The sequence below is a fragment of the Psychrobacter sp. Ps3 genome, from assembly GCF_022129275.1.
GTDB classification, from domain to species: Bacteria; Pseudomonadota; Gammaproteobacteria; order Pseudomonadales; family Moraxellaceae; genus Psychrobacter; species Psychrobacter submarinus.
This window is the reverse complement of record NZ_JADQAL010000036.1, coordinates 1,087-27,348: the sequence shown is the minus strand read 5'-3', so window position 1 is coordinate 27,348 and position 26,262 is coordinate 1,087. Positions and strand designations below refer to the sequence as shown.

Sequence of the window (26,262 nt, the reverse complement as noted above, 5' to 3'; positions counted from 1 at the left end):
GATTAATACGCTTAGTTTACCAAGTTTAGTTGTACGGTTTATTCAGCATAGCTCAATCGTAGAATATAGAGGCCACAAATATCTTGCTATGAGTAAGATATAGATAGACTCAACCGTATTCATATGAAATACATCTACTTGATATGAGATTATTCTAAAAAATCATATCAAAACAATGAGCTAATAGATACAAAACAGCTTGCATTGAACATCAGTCGGTAGCATAATCCATCATTATAAAAATGGTGGACTTATGTATACAGATATTTCAAAAGCGAGCATCAAAAATCACGCGTTGAGTGCTTTATCACTTAGTATGGCTAGCATTCTGGTTACTATGAGCGCTCATGCCATTACACCGGAACAATACCAAGAGCAGCGTAGTGAGGCGTTAAAGCAGCAGCAATTGGTTAAGCCCAATGTCAATATAAATACTGACACCTATCAACAAGCACCTTCAGCTCCTATTGTATCAGCTAGCCCTCAGAGTACTGATCCCGCCTCAACCGCTTGTTTTGACATCAATCATATTTACCTAACAGGCGAGCTGAGCGACAAGTTCACCTTTGCCCTGATGCCTTATACGACAGGCAGCGGTTCTTTACTAGGCAGTTGCCTGTCCGCCAATGACATCAACCAGCTGGTCACCAACGTCCAAAACCGCATTATTGAAAAAGGCTATGTCACCACCCGCGTCTTGGTAGAAAACCAGAACCTCAAATCGGGCAACCTATTCCTAACCCTCATTCCTGGTCGCATTGATCAAATCACGGCCACTGACGTTCAATCTACTCGTCCTATCTATATCGATAATAGTGGTAACCCTGCCAACTTTGCCCCTGCCATGCCAATGAAGTCTGGCGATCTGCTCAATGTCCGTGATATTGAGCAGGCGCTAGAGAACTTCAAACGTGTACCGACCGCTGACGCCGATTTCTCTATTGCCCCAAGCAGTCGTATGACAACACCTGGCTATAGTGATATCCAAGTCAAATGGCAGCAGGGCAAGCGCTGGCGTCTATCGGCAACGGTAGATGACTCAGGTCAAGACAGCACAGGCGTCTATCAAGGCAATGTGACGCTGTCACTCGACAACCCAACGTGGCACAACGACTTGTTATACCTCTCTTATAATCATGATCTTGATGGTGGTAATGACAAGAGTGATGGTAGCTGGGGCTATAACGTTGGTTATGTGTTGCCCATCAATAATACCCAACTAACCTTGACCCACAGTGGCTACAACTACGATCAAACGGTCGCTGGCGTCAATCAAGACTACGTCTATAGCGGCGAGTCTTACAACACCGACGTGCTCGTTAACCATTTGGTGCACCGTGATAATCACAGCAAGACTTATCTAAAAGCGGGCGGCTTTGCCAAGCAGCAAAGCAACTTTATCGATGACACCGAGGTTGAGGTACAAAAGCGCCGTACCGCAGGCTATCAAGCAGGGGTAGGCTACGAGACGGTCATTGGTAAAACCCAGTGGATTGGCGATGTGATGTATCAACGCGGTACGGGTGCATTTGATGCCATCGACCCGCCTGAGGCGTTATTTAATGAAGGCAGTGCGCGCGCCGGTGTTATCAAAACCAATATTGATCTCAATCAGCCTATCAAGCTTGCTAATAAAGCGCTCAATTACCATGCCATCTTTAAAGGGCAATACGCTACCGAAGCTTTAGTACCAAATGAGCGCTTTATCATCGGTGGTCGCTATAGCGTGCGAGGCTTTGATGGCGAGCGCAGCTTAAGCGGCGATCATGGAGCGCTGCTTAGACAAGAGCTTAGCGCCTACCTAGGAGATAAACCCCATGCCATCTATGCGGGTATTGATGCCGGTTACGTCAAGCTTGATAACGACTCTCAAGATGATTTACTGCTCGGTGATCATTTGATCGGCGGCGTGGTTGGCGTTAAAGGCTATGTGACACCATTACGCACTAGCTATGATTTATTTGCAGGCTACCCGATCAAACAGCCTGATAACTTTAGTGATAAAGACTGGGTGACCGGCTTTAGTCTTGGCTGGCAGTACTAGCTCTTATATTTATAAGTCTCATATTTTAGTAAAACCAAATAGTTGCACGATACTACCATCTCAAAGGATACCATTATGAACGCTCAATGCTACCGAGTTATCTTTAACAAAGCCCGCGGAATGCTCATGGTGGTGTCAGAGGCCGCACGCTCTCAAGGTAAAACAAGCAACCCTAGCGAGGGTGGCAGTGCGGTCAGTCAAGTTGCAGGCGGATCGCAAACGGCTGCTCAAATCAATGGCTACTATCAAGGCGGCAGGTTTATGCCCCTGCGTGCGCATATGCTGCTAGCGCTAGGGCTTGCGACCATGGTTGGTAGTGTCAGTCATAACGCCTATGCTGATAGTACCAATATTGTCGCTGATCGCAACGCGGCTGCCGCTCAGCAAGCCACCATACTAAAATCATCCAATGGCACAACCCAAGTCAATATTCAGACGCCAAGTAAAGCTGGGGTCTCACGTAACGTCTTTAGTAAATTCGATGTCGGTCAAGATGGCGCCATTCTCAATAACAGCCGTAAAAATGCACAGACTCAGCTCGCAGGATGGGTAGAGGGTAACCCGTATCTAGCACGCGGTGAGGCTCGCGTTATTCTAAACGAGGTCAACTCAAGCGATCCGAGCCGTCTCAGCGGCTACACCGAGATTGCAGGTGGCCGAGCAGAGCTGGTTATCGCCAACCCTGCTGGTATTACCTGTGCTGGTTGCGGATTTATCAATGCGTCCCGTACCACATTGACGACAGGTCAAGCTCTGATGGATCAAGGCAAGCTTACCGGCTTTGATGTGACAGGTGGGAAGGTTCGCATCGATGGCGATGGTATGGACAGCCTAGGTAGTGATTATGCGCAGATTATCGCTAAGACTGCTGAGATTAATGCTGGGGTCTATGCTAAAAACCTAGATGTGATCACGGGCAGCAATCAAGTTAGCTATGAGGAAGAGGGGGTTGATACCGTTGTTACTGCTAACGATAGTACTTCTAGTAACAACGCTACTAATAAAGCCACGGGTGTGGCACTGGATGTCTCAGCCCTAGGTGCCATGTACGCAGGCAAAATCCGTCTGATTGGTACAGAGAAGGGTATGGGGGTCACCAACGCTGGTAGTATTGTGGCAAGCGCTGGCGGTCTGCAACTCGATAACAATGGTAATCTAATCAATTCGGGTAGTCTGATTGCCAATCAAGGTAAGGTTAACATCGTCACCAAAGGCTTTGATGTTGATAATTCAGGGACGATTGCAAGCTCTCGTGAGACCGCTACGCTGAATAGCAGTACCTTAAATAACAGCGGTGTGCTCAGTAGCCGCGATACGTTACAACTCCAGCAAACAGGCGCTATCAGTAACTCAGGCGAAATATCTACAGGCAGCTTTGATATAAAAGCGGCATCATTAAATAACAGCGGCTCACTACTGCAAACTGGCTCAGGAAAACTTGCCATTGATAGCTCTCAGCTGCTCAATAAGCAAGGCGGTATTATTGGTCAAGACCTATATGCAGACGCGAGCACGGCGCCCAGTATGCCGCCTTCTAAAACCCCGCCGACGACTGCCAACAACGGCAGTAGTGTTGGTACTGATGACAACAGTCAGCCGTCTGAAACGCCTGCGCCATTACCAAGTGTGACGCGTGATGGTAGTATCAACGTAAATAATCTCACCAATACGGGCAGTATCTATAGTAATGGTAAGATCAATGTTGCAGCCGATAGTATGGCTAACCAAAATAAATCTAGCTTAGCGGTCAGTACCCTTGATATCGCTGATAATGGTAGCGCCTCTAATACTGACAGTCGCTTGCAACTCGATCAAATTGATTGGCAATTGGTAAATTTCGATAACAACAAAGGTCAGATTATAACCAGTGGTGGTATTGCTCTTGATGTAAACAATGACATTGATAATACCCAAGGAACGCTCGCCAGTAGTGGCGACATTACGCTTAATGCCAAAGGAGATATTAATAATAGCGCAGGTCTGATTCAAAGCAGTGCAAATCTGAGCACAGTTAGCACCAATCTTGATAACAGTAATGGTAAGTTGATATCACAAGGTGCGATGACTATCAACAGTCGTGGTGATCTAACGAATACCAAAGGGACGATTAGCAGCGCTAAAGATGCCGCCATTACCAGTAAAGCCATCAATAATGATGGCGGTCAAGTCACTGCCCAAGGCACTCTGACAACAAACTCTGATAGCCTAAATAACAGTGGTCAGCTCTATAGTAAAATCGGGGCGAAAATAACCACGATAGACGTCATTAACAATAGCGGCATTATCGGCAGTGGTGGTGATACCTCTATAGCAACTGGCAGTCTGATACAAACAGACAGCGGTAGTTTGGTCGCAGGAATGAATGCTGATGGGACACTGGCACACAATAACGCAAATCTTAGTGTCATAGCGAGCGGCGATATCATAAGCCAAGGTAATCATATTGCCACAGGTGAGGTATACCTAACAGGTAGTAATGTCGATCTGACAGGCAGTAACACCCAAGGTAACCGTGTTAAAACCACTGCTCGTACTGGTCTGAATACCACTAAAGCGACGATAACCGCGACAGACACGCTGTCCTTGAGCAGTACAGATGGCGTATTAGACAACACAGCAGGTAATCTAAGAGGCGGCGTGCTAGAGATTGATGCCAAACGCTTAAACAATACCGATGGTAGCCTTATCCAAACGGGTACTAAAGACTTAACGCTTGCGCTGGCAGATAATATTGACAACACACGTGGCGAGATTGCGAGTAATTCAGACAACCTCACGATTAATACAAGCTTACTTAATAACAGCAGTGGAAAAATTACGCACGCGGGATCAAGTGCGACCGATGATAGTAGCTTGAGTATCAATGCGGGCAGTGTGAACAATACCGCTGGTGAAATACTCAGCCTAGGCGCGCAAACGTGGCAAATCACCAAAGACATAGACAATACGGCAGGGGTGGTACAAGCCAAGCGCTTTGATATCACGACACAAAGTATCGATAACACCGATGGACGTATCGTCGCTGTCAATACCACCAAGAACGCTGTAAACAAGACCACGTCAAGCAATAGTCAGCTACAAGCACGTGCTAATCTAACGAATGCTGGCAAAGGTATTATTGCCAGTAATACAGGTGGTCTGGATATCAGTGCGAGCACGCTTGCAAATAATAAAGGTCAAATATCAAGTTTGAATGACCTTAGTGTTAAGGCAGATACGTTAACAAATAGTGGTAGCTTATATAGTCAGGGCAATACAAATCTATCTAACCAAGCTCAGCTTACTAACTCAGGTAGCATTGCTGCCCAAGGCAATACCACCGTTGATGCGGGCAGTCTGGTACAAAGTGCGACAGGTCAGCTGATAGCAGGATTAATGCCAACAGGCGGACTGAGTAAGGCTGAATCAAACTTAACCGTAAACAGCACCGGTGATCAAGTGAATGCGGGGACTAATATTGCCACTGGTAACATTAAGATGGAAGGTAGTGAGCTTGATTTAACAGGGAGTCGTAATCAGAGTAAGGGTCTGACGCTTGCGGCAACGACAGGGAGTATCCGTCTTGATAAAACCAATACGAATGCGACAGGACTAGCTACGCTCACGACAACGGGCACACTGAGTAACAATGGTGGTATCTTGCAAGCGGGTCAGTTTGATTGGCAAGTTAATGAGCTGTCAAATGCCGCGGGTACGGTGAACCAAACAGGTAATCAAGCCTTTAATCTAGTCACAAACGGCCCTATCAATAACCAAAAAGGTTTTATTGGCGGTAATGCTGCCTCATTGAACATCGATACCAAAGGTGAGCTTAACAACACTGAGGGCACTATTGCTCATAGTGGTCAGAAAAGTACCAACATCACAGTGAATCAGCTGAACAATACAAAGGGTAAAATTGTCAGTACCCAAGCATTAACGACCATGGTATCTGGCGACTTAGACAATTCTGAGGGTATGATACAAGGAAAGTCACTTACCGCTCAAGCCAAGACACTGACCAACAATAATGGTCAATTGATTAGCCAAAGTGGCGATCTGTCTTTGGTTGCTGATTCAATCAATAACCAAGGAGACAACGCTTATATTCAAAGTGGCAATGATATGGTTATTCGTAGTGAGCAATTGACCAATAGCGATAGCGCAACGATCATGGCAAAAGGGGATGCCGTCATTGAAGCAAGCCAAGCCTTGAACAACAGATCCAATGCTGTCATTGCCAGTGACAAAGACATGGTGTTGCAAGCTGATACACTCTCGAACACGGCCCAAATTGCTGCCATTAAGCAAAACCTAACTATCAGAGCCACGAGTGTCGATAACCAGATTGATGGTCAAATCAGTGCGGCTGGTAATACTATTATTACTACCCGTCAAGGCGTGATCAATCAAGGGGTGATTGCGGCTAACAATCAGCTTAACGTCCAAACTGATGGCGCGATCAATAATAAAGAAGGGGTACTATCAGGAGGTGCTATATTACTGAACAGTGGTACTGATATCAATAATGAAAGCGGTTTGATCGCCCAAACCAGCGCTGACCAAGCGCTAAGCATCAACGTCAAAGGTACTTTAAATAATCAAAACACCAAAACCAATAGCGCACAAAAAGTAGATAAGCAAACGGGGATTTTAGCCAATGGTAGCGCCACTATTGCTGCTGACAGTATCAATAACCAATCTGGCACCATCTCCGCCAAACAGCTTACGCTTGATACTCAATCAAAAGAGATCATCAACAACGCAAAAGGGTTATTGCAAGCGACGGAAGCGTTAACGCTAACCGCCAACAACAGCGACGCCTTAAATAATCAAGACGGTCAAATAGTAGGCGATACTGTTAAGCTGACTGTGGGCGATGCCAATCGGGGGCGCATCGACAATAACGCTGCTGGCAGCTTAATTCAAGCAGGCACTAATGCTGTCATCACCACAGGTACGCTAAATAACCAAAACAGCCAACAAGACGAGGATGATAAATCCCAAGGTATTATTGCCAGTAAAAACATAGACATTACAGCGAATACCATCAATAACCAAAGCGGTCAGCTACTGGCCAATAATAAAGTGACACTCACAGCAGCCAATCAGGTGAATAACCAAGCAGGTAATATTCAAAGCAATGATATTGCGATTACCGATGCCAATCTTACCAATCGTCAGCTTACTGTGAATAATGATAGTGGTCGCATCACAGCGGGTAATAATACTACCATTCGCTCAAAATATATGAGCAATACCAATGGCGAGATCCTTGCCAATGAGAGAGCTGATATTAATGTGATCGATGATATCAGTTATGGCACTAACGATGTCATCAATGCAAAAGCCGTAGCACTCACGACCGAAGGTAACTTCAGCAACAGCGGTAAACTAACAGGACAAGAGCGGTTAGAGATTACGGCTGCTAATATTGATAACCAGAAAGGCGCTGAGCTGAGCAGTAATGGTACCACGCAGCTAATCGCCAGTATGAATATCGACAACCGTGGTTTGATCAATGGTGTCAATACGTACTTGGATGCAGATACAAGCATTAACAATTACAGCAACGGCCGAATCTATGGTGATCATGTTGCGATAGAGACAAAAACCTTAAATAACACGCCTGATGTGTTTACTAAGACAAAAGTTGATACATGTGTCGCCGGGCCAGGGTGTTTGGTGGAAATTACAAAAGAATTCAATAACCTCTATGGCTTGAGCGATGAACAAATTGCAGCCTATAAAAATGATTATCCAGACTTCTACAATCAATTCCTCATTGAGAAAGAAGCTTATTACGACGTCTCCTCTGAACCTGCACCAGTAATCGCCGCCCGTCAGCGTTTAGATATCGGCGTCACGACCTTAAATAACAATCCAAACGAAGCGCGTGCTGGCATCTTTAATGAAGACTTTAGTGGCCAAGCTAAGATCATCAGTAATGGTGAATTACACATTGGTGGCAGTTTAGATGCCAATCATCAAGCGACTGGTATGGCGACTACTGTCAATAATAAAGGCGCGTCTATTGAGTCTGTTGGTGATATGAATATCAGCACGGATACGCTGAATAATGTAAATGCGGATTTCTCATTAAAACCTACTAAAGTAGAAACTGATAGACAAAAGAACCAGCATGAGTATCAGATAAATGGCAGTACAATTAGATATGATGAAAGTAAAATTCAGATATCTAAAGGAGGACATAACGGACATTGGGTAACTTATCTTACTACTCCTGAAAACGAGAATGATCGAGCCAAAAAGTTTTATGAATGGAAATATGATGTGGTCACACTAGAAGACCAAGTGATGAGTAGCGATCCTTCACGTATCCTCTCTGGCGGCCAACTTAACTTGTTTGATACCAAACTTACTAATGACAAAAGCATTATTATTGCCAAAAAAATAAAGCAAAACGCGGGTAGCTTAGCAAACGATACTCTACAAGCAACAGGATATAAAGCGACTGAGTATGAAAACAAAGGTAGCCAAGAGTATTATATTAAAAGAGAGCGCAAGCATAGCGGGTGGGGCAGCAAATCAGATAAAACGCATACCAAAGATGCAGAATTACCTTTTGTTCCGTCCAAAGAGATAATAAATCTTCCTATTCTGTCAACTGGAATTTATGCTGTTGCTATCGAAGGCGTTCCTGACCTTGAAAATGCGACTATAAACAATACTGATGTACGTGAACTTAATAGTATCAGTGATGCCATTCAAACCCTCACCAACGATAAGCTGACAGCGACAGATAAAAGCAGTGGCACATCAGTAGGTACATCAGGATTGGCAGACGCGGCTAAACTGCTTGAAGCCTTTGCCAAAGCAGACGACAGTAACCTAACTGACGAGCAAAAGCAGCAGTTAAAAGCGCTGCTTGACGCTCAAAAGCAAGGAAGCAAAGTTGATCAAGCTGCCATTGATGATCTTGTTAATAGTATCAATAATCAAATAACGCAAACGGCGAGCGAAGAGATTCGTAGCAGTAGTAACTCAGTGAACCTGCCTAATAGCAGCCTGTATAGCACCAACCCTGACAGCAGCGCCGATTACCTCATTGAGACCGATCCTGCCTTTGCCAACTATAAAAACTGGCTGTCATCTGACTATATGCTAGATCGACTACAGCTGAACCCTAATATCACGCAAAAGCGTCTCGGTGATGGCTACTATGAGCAGCAGTATATCCGTGATCAGATTATGATGCTGACAGGTCGCTACTATCTAGAAGACTACAGCAATCAAGACGCGCAGTACCGAGGGCTTATGGATGCGGGTATTACCACTGCGCAGACGCTAAATCTACGTCCAGGGATTGCGCTCACTGATGACCAAGTCGCCAAATTGACCACCGATATCGTCTGGCTGGTACAGCAGAGCATTACGTTAGATGATGGTAGCAGTCAAAAGGTACTCGTCCCCAAAGTCTATACCCGTCAAGCGGTTGGTCAAATCGATGGTACAGGTAGCCTGATCGCTGCCAATAACCTTGATATGCAGCTGACAGGGGATCTGAATAACCAAGGCAGCATCGTTGGTCATCAAAGCGTCAACATCAATGCCACCAACTTGACCAATGCAAGTGGCGGTCTGATCAAAGGCGATTACGTCCAGATTGGCACAGCTAACGACTTAAACAACCTTAGTGCCACTATCGGCGCGGACAGTGCCATGCAGCTGGACGCGGGTGGCGACCTCAACAATCAAAGCCTTACTTATAGTACCAGCTCTGTCAAAGGAGCTAGCAACAGTACACGTACTGGCATTAGCCAAATTGCCAGTATCTATGTCGGTGATGGGCTAAAAGGTCAGGTAGACGATAAAGGCAACCTATTAACTACCTTTACCGCCAATGTCGATGGCGATACGACCTTTGCTGCTGGACGCGTTGACAATCAAGGGGGTCGTAGTGTCATTGACACCAAAGGCGATATTAAGCTTGATGCTGTCAACGTGGGCTACCAGTCCAATAGCATTGGTGATGCCAATAACTACTTTAAGCAAGGTGAATCTGCTGATATCGGCAGTCAACTTAGCGGTACAGATGACCTTATCCTCAAAGCAGGCAAAAATATCACAGGGGTTGCCAGCCAAATAAATAGCGATAATGGCACGGTTGGTATTTTAGCCGATGGCAATGTCGATTTTACAGAAGGCAGAAATAAACAAAACCTCAGTACCGCTACCAAGACAATCAGTAAAGGTTTTTTAAGCAAAGAAACCACGCAAGACCGCTTTGACATGCAAAGCGATAGTGCCATCAGCAGCAATATCGAAGGCGATAAAGTCATCGTCAAAGCGGGACAAGACATCAATTTCACAGCCGTCAACGCTATCAGTGATCGTGGCACCCAGCTCACCGCTGGTGGTGATATTAATATTCTAGCGGCTGAGAATACCTCTAGTGAAAGCTCGTTTAGCCAAACCAAAAAATCAGGACTGTTCGGCGCAAGTGGCGGTCTAGGCTTCACCATCGGTAAGCAACAAACCGATGACAGTAATGACAAAACGGCGCTAACTCATACCGCCAGTAAAGTAGGTGCGATTGATGGCAACGTCATCATTGATGCTGGGCGCAACTACCAGCAGACGGGCAGCAATATCGTTGCCGGAATGGGTGCTGACAGCAATAAAGATATAACAGACCCCGATCGCGGTAACACCGTCATCCGTGCTCAAAACATCAACATTGACAACGTCATGGACGTCTATACCAACCAAAGCGAGCAGAAGTTTAAGCAAAGCGGTCTCACTGTCTCTGTATCAAACAGTCTGGTTGACAGTGCAAAAAGTATTGATAGCCTCATTGACGCGGGTGGTAATACCCAAAGCACTCGCATGAAAGGCATGGCTGGTGTCGCCACTGTTCTTAAGACAAAAGCACTCGCTAAGCAAGGGTCAGACGCCCTAACTGCGCTACAAGGCGGCAATTTAAAAGGTGTGGGCAACACCCGCATCCAAGCCACCATCGGCTCATCAAAGAGCCAATCGAACAGCAGCAGCTACACTGAGAAGAGTCAAGGCTCCAGTATTGATACCAACAACCTTGCTCTGATCGCCACAGGGGCAGGTAAAGATAGCAATATCAACATCAATGACAGTAATCTAACTATCAGCAATGATGCCCTGTTCCAAGCGGACAATGACTTTAACGTCAATGGTGTCGCGCAAAACAGTAATACCCGTAGTAATAATAAAAGCTCAAGTGCCGCCATTGGTGCCTATGCGTCTACTGGCAACGGCATGGGCATCACTGCCAGCGCCAGCCGTGGCAAAGGTTATGCCAACAGCGATAGCACCACCTATGCCAACAGCCAAATCAACGTTGGCAGCACCACCACCTTTGATATCGGTAATGACGTCAGCATCAAAGGCGGGGTAATTAATACAGGTCGCGCCCAAGGCGCCATTGGTGGTGATGTCAACATAGAGTCGCTACAAGACACCGCTACTTATGACAGCAAGCAAAAGAACATGGGCTTTAATGCAGATCTCGATCTTGCCAAAGGCACAGGTTCTAGCCTCTCCGTCAATGGCGGCAAGACCAATCTTAATTCTGACTACAAAGCCGTTGGGGAGCAGTCTGGTATTTTCGCCAACCAAGCCGACCTTATCACCGAAGGCAAAGGCACCTTCAAAGGTGGCGTGTTTGTCACCTCAAAAGCTGCCCAAGACAACGGCAACAGCAATATTGTATTTAAACAAGGCGTGACCGCAACCGACCTTAAAAACACCACGAGCTATGACGGCGATGCCATCCAAGCAGGTATCAGTATTGGTAGCACCAATAACAAACCACAAGCCAGTATGAATGGTATTGGTTATGGCACAGACAGTGATAGTGACAGCAGCATCACCAAAGGCGGGGTCAGTGGCTACAATGATAAAGAAGGCCTCTTCACCACAGACAATCGGGAAATACTTGCTGGAAAGCTTGATGATGTGTTTGATGCAGAGAAGGTGAATGAGGGGCTTGCAGCGCAGACACAGATCACCCAAGCCTTTGATCAAGAGCGTCGTAAGGTTAAGACTGAGCTCAACGCTAAAGAACAAAAGTTACGGGATGAAGCAGAAGAAGCTCTTGAAAATGGAGATAATCGAAAAGCAACTGAGAAGTTTGCAGCTGCTAATAAGGTTCAAAAAAAATCACTATTATTTGACAGCATTACAGGAGCTATCTACGCTCCTAATATAAACGGCATTGCAGGTTATACTGTCAAAGCTGCCAGTCCTTATGTAGCAAGCCAAATTGGAGAGTATTATAAAACCAATGAGTTTTTAAACGATATAGATGAAGGTAATCGGGGAGAACGAGGTAGTACAGGTCATATTTTAGCACATACCGTATTAGGTGCAGCAGTGAGCTACGCCACTGGTAATGATGCACTGACAGGTGGAATATCTGCTGGGACAGGAGAAGCGACTGCGCCACTTTTATCTAAATTTCTCTATGGTAGTAGTGACCCTACTAAACTGACTGCTGAAGAGAAAGATACGATCAGTGCTATTGCTGGTATTGTTGGTGGAACTATCGGTGCAACGACAGGCAGTGCTAATGATACGGCTAATGCAGCAGAGACTTCTGTAGTAGCGGTTGAAGATAATTGGGATGAAGTTGGTCATTATTATATGACGTATATAGCAGCGTTAGAAGGAGGATTTAGCAATGCGAACGCGCAAAAAATTGCTACTGCTGCATGGGCACCTGATACTGATAGTAGAAATGCAATGGGCTATAAGAGTTTAGCACAAAGTTTATTTGTTGCTCCGTTCGATGTTTTTCGAGGAGACAAACGCAAAGAACGAAATCAACCAACTATCCATGCTTTAGGTGTTGATGCTGGCATCCCTTTATATGAACAGCAAGAAAGAATAGATGAGTTAGAAAAACAAAGAAATGCTGCTAGAGCTAAAACAGTAGCGCTTTTTTCAAAAATTGCTAAAGCTCAAGCTAAGAATAAACCCTACAATCTAACTAGAGAGGATGAAAATTTACTACATATTAGTGGCGATTTATACGGTCATGACAATCATGGTGTCGGATTTCCTGAAGGTGTTGGACATTTATACCCTGGAGCTAAGCAAGACAATCCAAACTATAAAAACACGACTGCAAACTTCAAAACTTATGCAGAAAATATACGCTATGCGGCTAATTGGTCTAATGAGGGTACGCGAGGAACACAGAGTGCTGATTATAAAAAATTACTAAATAATATAGCTGGTACTTCTGACAAAGCTACTCAAATTAAGTATTTGGAAAGCTATGCCAAAAAGAATTACGGTATAAAGCAAATCCAAAAACCTAAAGAAGATGGAGCTTTTAAGTAATGATAAAGACAAGGATTATCAAAGGTTTGGCTATAATAGTCGTACTAATATTTTTAGTCGCTTTGCTACCTAAATGTGAAACCAGTAGTAACTATTTTTTAAAAATTCATAAAGAAAAGGTTGAGGACATAAGTGGCAATGAGGAGGGTTGGGCTATAAATATAGAGGGAGATAAATACTATCTTATTACTCATACTGTCTATCAAGAGTATTATTCCATAATCGAAAGTGCCCCTCGAGATTTGCTGAGTTATGAATATTATATGTTGAATGCTAGTACCAACGAGAAGATATATCCCCATAAAAATATGTATGTGCTGACTAAAGAAGGGTTAAAAAAGACAGATAAAATTCCAGAATTTAATTTAGCAACTAACGCTGTTGAGTATAATAATACTATCTATTATCTGCTTGAAATGCCTGTAGAAGAGTCATTAACGAATTGTATGGTTTATAACATAGATAATGATGTTGCCGAAAAAGGATCATCAGGTATTAATACTACTTATACTTATTTAGCACGTTTTGACAAACCTAACAACCGATTCATTATTGACTCATCAGCGGCCTATCTATTAAGTGACTACAATGAAAATTATCAAACCATTCTTAGAGAACAATCAAATAGTTTAGGATCCAAGCGTAGAGATTATAGGCACTACATTATAGACCATACGAGAAAATTTAATTGCGATGTCTAGTATGTAGATTGAGCGAAGATTGCGACTCCCAACATTTTAAAGTATTAAATAGCGAAGCACAGCCCAAATACAAAATTATATCTGCCCCTGCCGAGGGACGAGGCACAAAGCTAACCCTTAAAGAATAATAACCCATGCCCCGCATATTTCACGACCATTAAAGAACCAAAATATAAAGGCCAAGCTTTTTATATTTTGGTTTTTGTTGTCTATTGAACCGATCGCACTCACATTGTAAGCAACATTGGTGCGATTACCACCACTGATGCAGCGGTAGCCGCCGGACGCAATAACTATACTAGCCTTGGCGGTATCACCACTCAAGATATTGAGAACACGACCAGTTATGAGGGTGATGCTATACAAGTGGGTGTTAGTCTAGGTAACACGACAGGTAAACCACAAGCCACCATGAATGGTTTAGGCTATGGCACCGATGAAGATAGCGATAGTAGTACTACCCGTGCAGGGATCACAGGTATTGCAGGTAACAGCGGTATCACTACCGACAACCAAGCAGAGTATGCGGGTGCGCTTGAGAATGGGTTTGATGCTACAAGAGTCAATGAGGAGCTTGGGGCACAGACGCAGATTACGCAAGAGTTTGGCAAGGAAGCGCCGAAGGCCGTTGGGGACTTTGCCAAGACTCGTATGGATGCGATCAAAGCTGACAATACTCTAAGCGCTCAAGAGAAACAAGACGCACTACAGAGATGGGATGAAGGAGGCGTTTACAGAGTTGCCATGCATACAGCCCTAGGTGCTTTAGGTACAGGTAGTGTTGAGGGGGCATTGGCTACAGGTGGTGTTGCTGCCGCCGCACCGACGCTCAATGAGGTACAAGCTAAAGTAGCGAAAGCACTCGTTGATACAGGCTTAAGTGAAGATATTGCTAAAGGTGCTGCCAGTGGTGTGATGAGTCTTGCGTTAGTAGGTGCAGGTACTGCAGCTGGACTGGATACGGCAAGTACGGTGACGGCTACTAATGTGGATGCGAATAATAGACAGTTGCATCCGCAAGAACAGGACTTAGCTTACATATTATTTAAAAAAGCAAAAGAGAAAGGATGGAAGCGTGCTGATGGTAAGCCTTATACTCTACAAGAGATAGAAGACGCTCTGCGTTGGGCGAACACTACTAAATACAATGAAGATTATAATAGCAATAGAAGTGCGATTATTACTTCTAAGGATACTCAAAAATCTACAAATAATAAGTTATATGACAACGCTTCAGGCAATGATTATGAGGCACGATTATGGAATAGTTATCCTCAAAAAGATGGCTCACTTATAATGAGTCAAAATCTCAATAACATTAAAAAGCCTGATAATAATCTAATTAATTTTATCAAAGGTGAAGCCCCTAGTTACGGATATACTTGGGATAAAGGCATAAATCAACCCTATAACGCAAAAACTCCAGGACCTACTCCAGGTAAGCCTAAGCCTAGTGGCAACCAAGCACAAAAAGTTACTCAGAAGGAGTCAGACTCACGTAATCAATCCGTTAAGAATGGTGCCGATTTACGAGGTGGTAATAGTATTCAAGCAGAATCAGATAAGATGGTGAATGATACAACTGGAATGGTATTTGAAGGCGGGAAATGGGTTTATAAAAGTTTTTCTGATGCCACTAAACATACGCTGTCACAGACCACACCACAAAAACTGTCTAACGCTCTTGATGATCAATTAGGAAGTATGTCTTACAAAGGACAACAGCTCTCTACGGAATCGAAGAAAGCAGTATTAGAAGGGTTGATGACCTCTGCAGTCTTGTACCCACATGTATTTGGCTTTGAGCCAGATTTTGTGATGACAAGTGGAGGCGTTGCTGGTGCAACTCAAGGGGTCTCAGGTAGCTCTGCTGTCAGCTTGCATAATGGGCAAGGCTATTCGTCAGGAAACTATGATATCGGTATTAATATAGATAAGAGTAAGGTAAGGAGCTTTTCTGTTGATGGCAGTGTAGTCTATGGCTTTGTTTTAGATGACCCAACAGTAGGAGAGGGAAATAGAACAGTCTTAACGGCGAACACACTAGCAGGTTCATCGTTCACAGGAACTAGCTGTTACATGGGTGCATGTGGCGCGATAGTAACCACTAGAGCAAATCCTGCTGAGGGCGTTCCTTCAAGAAGGGTATTGATGTTAGGACTTGGGCAAACCTTAGGCAAAGGCGGTACCACTGGAGGTAGTATAAGTGGTGGCGTCATGAAAGAGACCAACTATAATTCGGTTAAAAATATCAATGAAATAAAAGAACAAGTATCAAAAATAAAGCCCTACCGCTAATAGGAAGCAGATATGAAAGAAGATGATAAAGGGTTTTTTAGTCAGCGCACATTTAACATATTTTTCTCTGGAGTGTTTGTTTTTATCATGGCTATGTTGTTTAAAGAAAAGTTAGAAACGCCTGATAATTATCTTGAAGATGTTAAAAATAGCAAAATCTATGTTGAAGAAAAATTAGTACCACCCTTAAAAAAACTTTTTAAAAGTTCATCATTATTTGAAGGAAAAATAAACAGGGATAATAACAGCTTAAGATATGCGCTCCGCTTTGATAATAATGAAGATTTGAGTGGTATTGTTGGAAAAATAGAAGAAAATGGTTGGATGCAGTATAGAGAAGACTATCAAGATAAAGGACAATATTTATTTTGTAAAGATAAATATAGACTAGAACTTGGGGAGAATAGAGGCTCTACTTTTGTAACTATAGAATTTAGTAAATCATCCCCATGTTGGAATTTTGAGGAAACTTTAAAGGATGATTTTTATCAGTTGGTTGAGTAGCCTGTGATTTTTACAAAACTTGTGATATTTAAGAAATGACTCTTCTTTATATTCGTATTTTTTTGATACTGAATTACGTAGAAAATTAGAGATAAATATGAAAGAAGACAATAAAGGTTTTTTTAGTCAACGCACATTTAATATATTTTTCTCAGGAGTATTTGTTTTTATTATGGCTATGATGTTTAAAGAGAAACTAGAAACACCAGAGAATTATCTCAAAGATGTTAAAAAAAGCGAAGCTATTGCTCGAGAAAAACTTGCACCACCTTTAAAAAAATTATTTATAGACGCATTGATATCCGAAGGTCGAACAAGCAGAGGTAGTAGCTCGCTACGTTACGGAATGACATTTAAAAATAATAATAGTGTAACCGACAATGATATAAATAAAATTAGGGATGATGATTGGATACAATATGCAAGTGAATCTCAAAAGGAGGGATCATACTTTTTCTGTAAAGATAAATACGAGTTGAAAGTTACAGAAGATGAAAGCTATATTTCTACAATAATAAGATATAGTAAATCATCCCCATGTTGGAATTTTGAAGAAACTCTAAGGGATGATTTGTATCACTTGGTTGAATAGTGTTTGGTTTAAATTGAACTTATAACATTCGAAAAAATAAACTATTTTCTATAATCTCAAATTTTTTGATATTTGGCTACATATAAAAATAGAGACAGCGCGTAGGTTGGGTGGAGCCTGCAACTCCCAACACCTTAAAATAAAAAATAGCATAGTACTGTCCAAATATAAAGCCATACTTACCTCTGCCGAGGGACGAGGCACAAAGCTAACTATTAAAGAACAATAACCTGTGCCCCGCAAATTTCACGACCATTAAAGAAACCAAATCTATAGGCCATTTTTTATAGTTAACTTCTTTAATGCACAAAGCCTATCGAGTCTAGGCAACACCCGCATTCAAGCCACCATTGGAAGTCAAAAATCTCAATCGAACAGCGCAAGCTATACTGAGACCAATCAAGCCTCTAACATTACCACCAATAATCTTGCCCTTATCGCCATAGGCGGCGGTACTGATAGTAATATCAACATCAACGGCAGCAACCTAAACGTCAGTAATGATGCCCTCTTCCAAGCCGACAACGACTTCAACGTCAATGGTGTTGCGCAAAACAGTACTACCCGTAGCACTAACTCAAGCTCAAGTGCGGCTATTGGCGGTTATGCCTCTACAGGCAGTGGCCAAGGTGCAAGTGCTGGCATCACCGCTAGTGCTAGCCGTGGCAAAGGTTACGCTAATAGCGACACTACCACTTATGCCAACAGCCAACTCAACGTGGGTGGCACCACCACCCTAGACATCGGCAATGACGTCACCATCAAAGGCGGTGTCATTAATACGAATAGAGCACAAGGAGTGATCGGTGGTGATGTCAACATCGAATCGCTACAAGATACTGCCGTCTATGACAGCAATCAGAAGAATATGGGCTTTACCCTTGATGTCGATCTAAAGGGTGCAGGATCAAGTCTATCCGTCAATGGCGGTAAGACTGACATCAATGCCGATTATAAAGCGGTGGGTCAGCAGTCAGGCATCTTCGCCAATAATCGTATCAAAGCGATTATAGCTGACACGACTCTCAGCAATGCAGAGAAAAATGCAGCTATTGCTAAATGGGATGAAGGCGGAATCTATCGTGTCGCTGCTCATACGGCGCTTAGTGCATTAGGTACAGGTAGTGTCGAGGGTGCTTTAACCACAGGTGCTGCCGCTGGACTGGATACGTCGAGTACGGTAACCGCTACTAATGTCGATGCGGATAATCGTCAGTTGCATCCGCAAGAACAACAACTGGCTAAAGTGTTATATGAAAAAGCTAAAAAACAAGGGTGGAAAAGAGCAGATGGTAAATCTTATACTCTGCAAGAAATAGAAGATGCCTTACGATGGGCAAATAGTTCAAAATATAATGAGAAATATAATGATGATGTAACCATTAGAGTTGGCAATAACGCCAAGGGTGCTGCTATTGATAAAGTCATGTATGACAATGGCGTAGGTGCTGATTTTGAATCAAGACTGAAGAAAGCAGTACTAGAAGGATTGATTACTTCTGCAGTCTTGTACCCGCATGTATTTGGCTTTGAGCCAGATTTCGTAATGACGAGTGGAGGCGTTGCTGGTGCAACTCAAGGGGGCTCAGGCAGCTCTGCTGTCAGCTTGCACAACGGGCAAGGCTATTCATCAGGCAACTACGATATCGGCATTAATATAGATAAGAGCAATATACAGACCTTTTCTGTTGATGGTAGTGTAGTCTATGGTTTTATTTTAGATGAGCCAAGTAATCAAGAGGAAAGTAGAACTGACTTGACGGCGAATACGCTTCGAGGCTCATCATTCACAGGTACTAGCTGTTATTTGGGTGCATGTGGTGCAGTAGTCACTACTAGAGCAGACCGTTCAGCAGGAATTCCTTCTAGAAAAGTACTAATGCTAGGACTTGGACAAACCCTAGGCAAAGGCGGTACTACGGGAGGTAGCATAAGTGGTGGGGTTATGAAAGAGACTAACTACAATATGATTAAAAATATAGACGAAATAAAAGAACAAGTCAGAAAAATAAAGCCATACCGATAGTGAGAGACAGATATGAAAAGAGATAACAAAGGTTTTTTTAGTCAGCGAACATTTAATATATTTTTCTCTGGAGTATTTGTTTTTATCATGGCTATGATGCTTAAAGAGAAATTAGAAACGCCAGAGAATTATTTAGAAGATGTTAAAAAAAGTGAGATTGTTGCTAGAGAACAGCTTGCACCGCCTTTGAAGAAAGTATTTGTAGACGCATTGATATCTGAAGGTCAAGCAAACAGAGGTAGTAATAGATTAAGCTATGGAATGACATTTGAAGATAGCAATAGTATAACTGATGATGATATAAGTAAAATTAGAGCAGACGGTTGGATTCAGTATAGAAAGGAATTCCAAGAGGATGGATTATACTTTTTCTGCAAAGACAAATATGGGTTGGAAGTTACAGAAGATGGAAGGTATATCTCTGCCATAATAGATTACGACAAAGTCTCACCATGCTGGAATTTTGAAGAAACTCTAAGGGATGATTTGTATCACTTGGTTGAGTAATCATTAAATAAAGGCTTATTTTTTTAATAGGTAATCCCCTCGAAAAATAATAACACTTAAAAATAGAGAATAACTGCTAAAATAGACCAGCAGGAGATACAAATAGTACAAATCCCAATCGTGATGGCGCTAGGGCTGCGAAAGGCAAGTGTAAATACCCATGATTCACTTAATGATATGACACCTGCTGAGTACAGGCAGGTGGCTTAATTATTCTACGATGATGTTGTGTTAAGAATGGGGTATTTACACCCAAACTACTAGCGATATCCAAGCTAATAGCAGAATGACTATTTGAACTTTTCTAGTGAATGTTAATACTTTGAATTGCTTCAGTCGTCTTGTTAAGTGTCTCACTTAGTATCAAGCCCCTTTATCAAATCTGCCATTAAATCTTATCCATCTGTCTGGTCAAAAATTCCAATAGATAGTTTCTCATCTGTAATCAGCATCATATGCACAAAAAACCGTAGTAGCGGTGAGTATTGCCACTTGTTCGTTTGCTCTCTATGGTCTTGACTAGCAATACCGATATGGAAAGCATTTTTCGACTCATTAGATTGCTGCTTAATGTCTTGATAGTCAGTAGATGACATAGTTTCCATCAATAGATCTTCGTTGCTACTTACCAGCCAACGTTTCAGAGGCAGCAGTTTCTTAGCAATATCAATGAAGCGCTGCAACTCTTTTTTATCTTCTTTTCTAAATGGTAGGTATGCTCTGCTAACAGACAGTTTTTCACGACATATCTCAATAAACCAAGTCCAGTCAGTCCCTGACTTTTCTCGTAAGCGATAGGCACCATTTAACAAAAGCGATAGCAGTCTTAAATCACTTTGGTATTGAATGTTCAGTGGACTTAGTACAGGGGTATTTGGATCTGATAGCTTAACAAAGCGAGGTTTACCATGTTTAGTAGTGATGTTGGCAACCTCGCTCGCACGTTCTATTAGAACCTTTGCATCGTGCATAGAAATATTTGCCAACTGGGCTGCTTTACTCAACAGTACCTCTTTATCATAGGTCTGTAGTAGCAGCTGTACTCGGTTTAGACCATAACGACCAAACAATTCATCAGTGGTTGGGGTATTGGTACTCAAGAGAAACTGTTTATCACAGTTTTCGATCGTAAATTGAGGTGACTTGCGTTTGCCTTCTATAATACTTTTAAACAAAAGTTTACGCATGCTAGGTATGCTGACCATGCCATTAGCAGTAATGTCAGCATTATCCTTAATCCTTCTAAGAGGAAATTCGGTAATGTTACACAGCGTTTGCTCGGGTAGTTTGATGTCAGCAATACTTAACGCATAGGTCGCCATCAAAGTAGCAAAATGGTTGTAATACTCAAAGCTACGCTCAGGCGACAAGTGCCCCATAACACCTGATAGAGCGTACCAGCGATCTTGTGCATCGATATGCTCCCCGAGTAGGCCTTTTTTTATACGCAGTATGTCGTTTTCGTCATAATCGGTGAGGGCTTCTACGAGATCTGGATGACCTAATAGCGCTAAAGATAGATTGCTCACAGCCGTGTGTCTAAACCCATGAAAGGTATGCTCTGCCACATTATGATCTACCGACATGTCTTTTAAGACTCGTTTGAGTAACTGTAAAGGAACATGGTCATCAATAGGACGCTGATCCGATGATAAGGTAAAGATAAATTTGTTTGAATGGCTGCCAATATTACTTTGCACAAAGTTAATAAAAAAGTTCAGCTCATCAGGCTTGAGAAGGGCAAATAAGGCAATGCGGCGGATACTACTTTGAGTCTTGGTGGGACGGTAGCTATTGGGCCTGATTACCACTGAGGGTGTAGCTGCCTTTAAACCTTCGATATCACTATACTTAAGTCCCAACAGCTCTTTTTTGCGCATGCCAGTACGATAGACTAAGATAAATAAAAGCGCGAACATCTCCCGCTCCAATATATCTACAGAACCCAGTATCTGCGTAATTATGGCTTTGTACGCTTGCGGTGATATCAGCTCTGCACGTACACGCCGACCGTTTTTGGAGTGTTGAAAGTTCACGGAGGGTAGATTGTATTTGCTCTTAGCAAAGTTGTGCATACTCTTTAATAAATTGGCAGAGTATCCAATGTCAGTATTGTTCCGTACGACAGCTTTGTACTCTAAAATATCTTCATAAAGTTCCTCAAACTCTTCCTCTGACCAAATATCAAGCGGCTGAGCCGTTGTGAAATATAACCATTCATAGCCTATGGTTCTAATATATTTCAAAATAGACTCATTACTAAGTGATTTTGACTCCTTTCGATTGAGTAAACTTAGTACCCAATCTAATAAAATTTTTTCACTTAAGTCATCGTATTGCCCATAGCGTTTTTGTACTCTTTCGATAAGAGTGTACGTCGTTTGGCCGAGTTTTTTCTTCTTCTGTTTTTTATCCATTTTGAAGTCTTTAGTCAGATTCATAATTAAATCAGACTTTCTAACCTCTATCTTTTTGGTAGAACTACTACTAGATGTCTCGTTTTGATTAACAGAGTTTTTGCTGATAGACAGCGTCAAAATATGTTCTAGATCATACGGCTCCTCTTTATACTGATATTTTTGGTTCAAAAACCGACCAAAGTCCTGTGTACTCAGTCCAGCAGTATTATGCATACCTCGCAGCACCCCAACTGAAGCATGATCAATATTAGTGCCCTTCAGCTCCTCCCAGTAATAACTGGCGTAATATAAAAACCTTGAAAAGGGAAGTGGCTTAATACCTAAAGGATTGATCACGTCAGACAAAGCCACAGTCAAGTATTGTTTTATCTTATCTTCTGACAGCTTGGCAATGATAGGTTTGATCTCTGCTTGACTGCTTTTTTTATGATAACGCATCAGCCAACACTGACTGACCACATCTACAACGATTTGCTTGGTGTTATAAAGCTGGTCACTTTCTTCTTCTCGCTCGTTACCAAAGCGCTTCTGCACAAAGCGCGGCGAGACCATTATCCTGTCTTTGATAAATGGCTGATACTCTTTGGCGAGCAATGAGGTAAGCCATCCTTGAAGCATTTGTACCTCGTTGATGCCACCATATACAATTCCTGAGAATATCAGCCAACCTATAATCTGATCTTGGCTATAATCGACTGTTTGCTCCCAATTATGCTCTACTGCGCGAATAATTTTGACCAGCGCCTTACCGTCTTTTAACCAAGCTGTATTTGTAATTAGTGGATTAATTTTAGTAGGCTGTGGCGCGATTATCTTAGGATAGTGATGCTCAGCAAGCATATGGTACTTATTTTGATAGTCAACGAACTTAACGACGACTTGCCAGACATGTTTGAGTGTTCTAGATGACTCGTAAGCTTTTGCAATTTTGTTTTCAATGATTGACTGAAACTCATCAAATCCTTCTTGAGACAATGGTTCCAATTGTCTATAAAGCTCTATCTGAAACTGGCTTAAAGATTGACTCCAAGATAGCCATGATAAATCAAAATAGTCGCTAGAGCTTGGCGAAAATGAAAAGATGCGCTCATTGGGCCAAAGCGCTTGTTGGTAGTATTTATTGAAAGACTGTATGAATCCGATACTTCCAGGATGAATCCTTTTCAATGACTCCCATTCGGTTTGTAAGTCGGCGAGTAGCTTTATCTCACGTGTCCTTGCCGTGTCACTGTTTTTGAGTATAGATGGGTAAGGCACGTAGCGCTTTTTTCTACCATCAAACTTTGCTAAGTCATCAATAATTTTTGGCAGCTTTATTTCATTTATTAGCATGATCAACCTCTGCAGTGCTTGTGCCGACATGATTTGAATTAGGGTAATGATTGATTGTGATATCTGATAACCCAAGCTGTGCTGCGATCTGTTCAAACACGGACGCTACACGCTTAATATCTGCTTTACTACTTGATGAGAAGCGCCCCAATACTTCTTGACGAGCTTTTTCATGACCAATAACCGTGTTAATCAGTGATAAGGAAACGCCAAGTTTTTCAAGCTGCGTACGAACAAAGTGGCGTGTCCAATAGGGATTGGCGTCAATGATATGCTTGGTCATATGATAAGCATCGCCACGCTTAATATCTTTAAGAGTAGGAGAGTTAGCAGTAGGAGCTCGCTCAGACAACAGCTTTAATAGTGCTTCATCATTACCTAAACGTATATTATCAATGATAGCGCTGATATCATGATGACCTTGGTGCTTTGCCTGATAGTTGACTAAATATGCTCTATAGTCTGTTAGATGGCGTATAAGTGTGGGGCATAGCGGAATGAGACGGTCACTTTTGACCTTCTTAACTGGCTTGTCATTGATGAGCAGCCAACCCATATCAAGATCGATATCGTACATCTTGCCAAGACCGTTGTTTGGTCGCACGCCGGTTAAAAGGCAAAAGACAAACCATACAAAAATACTGGTTCTATTAAAGTGCTCCTCATCGTTTGAACTTTGATCAGTCCAGTACTTCATCTCATTTACGATGTCGCAAACTGTTTCAATCTTTAGCGAAAACCCTGACCCTACTGTATATTTGCGCCAAGCGATGATATAAGTTAGGTCAAAATCACTGTTGCTATTAAATATACCCAGTGCTGATTTATAGTGAGCCATAAGTGCTTCGCTGGTGTGGCTACTATAGTACATCGCAGGAGCATGGGACGCAGGCGTGCGACAGATGATATCGGCGATATGTGCATGACAATCAGGTGTATAACGAGAGAGCACGACATGTAGTGCAGTCTCTATACGATTGACGGACAGGTACGGCAATCCAAGGCTGCTACGTAAGGCGGCAAGATAAGCCGTAAAATATTCTTTTGATGGTAACTCGCAAGCAAGTAAATCATCTATCAGCCACACCGGCAGTGGAACTTTGATGGTATCAGAAGTATTTTCATAATCATTTTCGAGCAGTGTTTGGCTTGTGGACCTTTCGGTAATACCTAAGCTGTGTTCAATGTAATACTTTTTACCTTTAAGGTTGAAAATCCTAGGATGACCGATATAGCCGGGTATTAGTAAGGACTTAACTGGAAGGCCAGTAAGCATCGATAACAGTAAAATACCCGCACAGGTTTTATCAGTCTCTGATTCTAGCAAGGTGCTGGCGTCTTGGTTGAGTGCAGCAAATAACGCTTGGTAGCCGGCAAGGGAGAGTAAGCGCGTGTTAGAGTTAAGCGCGAGATTGCGCTGAGACATGTAGTTTTGCTGTAGCGATAAATCTATAGTTTGGAGCGGTACAGAGTGTTTGATTAACGGGTTTGGATATTCGCCATAGCTGACATAGGGTGCCTCATAGTGGTCAATACGCTCTTCAAAGCTGGTGGTTAACCCTTCATGGCTTTCAGTATTAGCATCTAAAAATGCAAGATCTATGGCGATATCGCTGTGTTCTATATCATCATGTGTGTTACCCCATGCATCATTACTAGGCGTAGTATTCCAGTTGTGACTCGTTGCAGTAGAGTCTAAGGGTAATTTCGATGTGTTATCTGCTAAGTTGATAGCTATAATTTTAATATGTTTAGGCGGCTTCTTATACTTGGGTCTAGGCTTGCGTGACGTATGCGCATTTTTATAGGCGGTCGTTATTTTTTCTATTTGGCTCAGTTTATCTTTTGCCACTTTCTTTTCTTCGGCATGAGTAGCTTGCTTATCATTTAACAATTCATATGCACTTTTTTGCTGCTCTAATAGAACAGTGAAAATGGTGTATATGCTTTCCACATTCATGGTCATTTGAGGTAGATCGGGTAGTTCACGCCAAATCCATGTTCGTCTGGAAGATCCTGAAAACTGAGCCTGTTTGAATTGCATCAGTATATTTTTGGTTTGCTGTTTTGGCCAGTGCTGCGTCAGCAGTACGCTTGTGTGCATTGCTATGGCTAGCCAAATTAACCGTTTTTGTAGGTAGTCATGCTGATGTTCATTGATAGAATGCTGCATGAGAATGAGCAATTGCAGGATGAGTGGTTGTTTTGCTAATTCTGATCTACTAATAATCATAGAAAGCCGAGGAACTGGCCTTCTTTGTAATACCTTTAATATTAATCTTAGTAGATTTTGGGGATTATCATCTGGTTGGCTATAGCTATTGTGTACTGCTAAAGTGATCTCAGATATGGCAGTCGATACTGCTTCTGGATATATAAAATTTTGGTCATTATCAATTTTTTTAATAATTTCTGTTAATGCTTTCAGATTAAGCCCACGCTCTTCATGATTATTCTCAGCATTCTCAGCATTCTCAGCATTCTCAGCATTCTCAGCATTCTCAGCATTCTCAGCA

Annotated in this window: 10 protein-coding genes; 8 read left to right on the top strand and 2 right to left on the bottom strand. The window is 42.5% G+C overall.

Translation table 11 applies throughout. The features are described from left to right. The first annotated feature begins 253 nt into the window (after nt 1-253). The 8 genes from I3248_RS10185 (at nt 254) to I3248_RS10150 (ending at nt 19,994) form a co-directional block, all read left to right on the top strand. Nucleotides 254-2,044: a ShlB/FhaC/HecB family hemolysin secretion/activation protein gene (locus tag I3248_RS10185; protein WP_238063587.1), complete on the top strand. Its 1,791-nt coding sequence runs from the start codon at nt 254-256 to the stop codon at nt 2,042-2,044. A 75-nt stretch (nt 2,045-2,119) separates the two neighbouring features. Next, nucleotides 2,120-13,366 carry a hemagglutinin repeat-containing protein gene (locus I3248_RS10180; protein WP_238063586.1) on the top strand — a complete coding sequence of 3,749 codons (11,247 nt, stop codon included), beginning with the start codon at nt 2,120-2,122 and terminating at the stop codon, nt 13,364-13,366. After that, complete coding sequence (locus tag I3248_RS10175; protein ID WP_238063585.1) at nt 13,366-14,067, top strand: hypothetical protein; 702 nt, start codon at nt 13,366-13,368, stop codon at nt 14,065-14,067. The genes I3248_RS10180 and I3248_RS10175 overlap by 1 nt, the downstream gene beginning before the upstream one ends. Nucleotides 14,068-14,433: 366 nt before the next feature. Next, nucleotides 14,434-16,365 carry a hypothetical protein gene (locus I3248_RS10170; RefSeq protein ID WP_238063584.1) on the top strand — a complete coding sequence of 644 codons (1,932 nt, stop codon included), beginning with the start codon at nt 14,434-14,436 and terminating at the stop codon, nt 16,363-16,365. A 12-nt stretch (nt 16,366-16,377) separates the two neighbouring features. Next, a complete protein-coding gene (locus I3248_RS10165; RefSeq protein ID WP_238063582.1) occupies nt 16,378-16,869 on the top strand; it encodes a hypothetical protein in 492 nt (163 codons plus the stop codon). Nucleotides 16,870-16,966: 97 nt separating this feature from the next. Beyond that, the gene (locus I3248_RS10160) at nt 16,967-17,461 is read left to right on the top strand and encodes a hypothetical protein (RefSeq protein ID WP_238063581.1); all 495 of its coding nucleotides are present in this window, start codon (nt 16,967-16,969) and stop codon (nt 17,459-17,461) included. Between the two features lie 268 nt (nt 17,462-17,729). Further along, on the top strand, nt 17,730-19,487 hold the full coding sequence (locus I3248_RS10155) for a hemagglutinin repeat-containing protein (protein WP_346268428.1): 1,758 nt from the start codon (nt 17,730-17,732) through the stop codon (nt 19,485-19,487). A gap of 12 nt (nt 19,488-19,499) precedes the next feature. Continuing rightward, nucleotides 19,500-19,994: a hypothetical protein gene (locus I3248_RS10150; RefSeq protein WP_238063580.1), complete on the top strand. Its 495-nt coding sequence runs from the start codon at nt 19,500-19,502 to the stop codon at nt 19,992-19,994. Between the two features lie 395 nt (nt 19,995-20,389). On the opposite strand, the gene I3248_RS10145 is transcribed toward I3248_RS10150, so the two are convergent. Both I3248_RS10145 and I3248_RS10140 read right to left on the bottom strand, forming a co-directional pair. Next, complete coding sequence (locus I3248_RS10145) at nt 20,390-23,746, bottom strand: tyrosine-type recombinase/integrase (protein WP_238063579.1); 3,357 nt, start codon at nt 23,744-23,746, stop codon at nt 20,390-20,392. Next, nucleotides 23,733-26,262, bottom strand: a 2,530-nt coding sequence (locus tag I3248_RS10140) for a hypothetical protein (protein ID WP_238063578.1), incomplete at its 5' end; no start/stop codon positions are given. The genes I3248_RS10140 and I3248_RS10145, both read right to left, overlap by 14 nt.

What these genes read in the sequence shown, in the direction of transcription:
- I3248_RS10160 (WP_238063581.1), top strand. Translation starts at nt 16,967, where the DNA reads ATGAAAGAAGACAATAAAGGTTTTTTTAGTCAACGCACATTTAATATA.
- I3248_RS10185 (WP_238063587.1), top strand. Translation starts at nt 254, where the DNA reads ATGTATACAGATATTTCAAAAGCGAGCATCAAAAATCACGCGTTGAGT.
- I3248_RS10150 (WP_238063580.1), top strand. Translation starts at nt 19,500, where the DNA reads ATGAAAAGAGATAACAAAGGTTTTTTTAGTCAGCGAACATTTAATATA.
- I3248_RS10175 (WP_238063585.1), top strand. Translation starts at nt 13,366, where the DNA reads ATGATAAAGACAAGGATTATCAAAGGTTTGGCTATAATAGTCGTACTA.
- I3248_RS10165 (WP_238063582.1), top strand. Translation starts at nt 16,378, where the DNA reads ATGAAAGAAGATGATAAAGGGTTTTTTAGTCAGCGCACATTTAACATA.
- I3248_RS10145 (WP_238063579.1), bottom strand. Translation starts at nt 23,746, where the DNA reads ATGCTAATAAATGAAATAAAGCTGCCAAAAATTATTGATGACTTAGCA.
- I3248_RS10180 (WP_238063586.1), top strand. Translation starts at nt 2,120, where the DNA reads ATGAACGCTCAATGCTACCGAGTTATCTTTAACAAAGCCCGCGGAATG.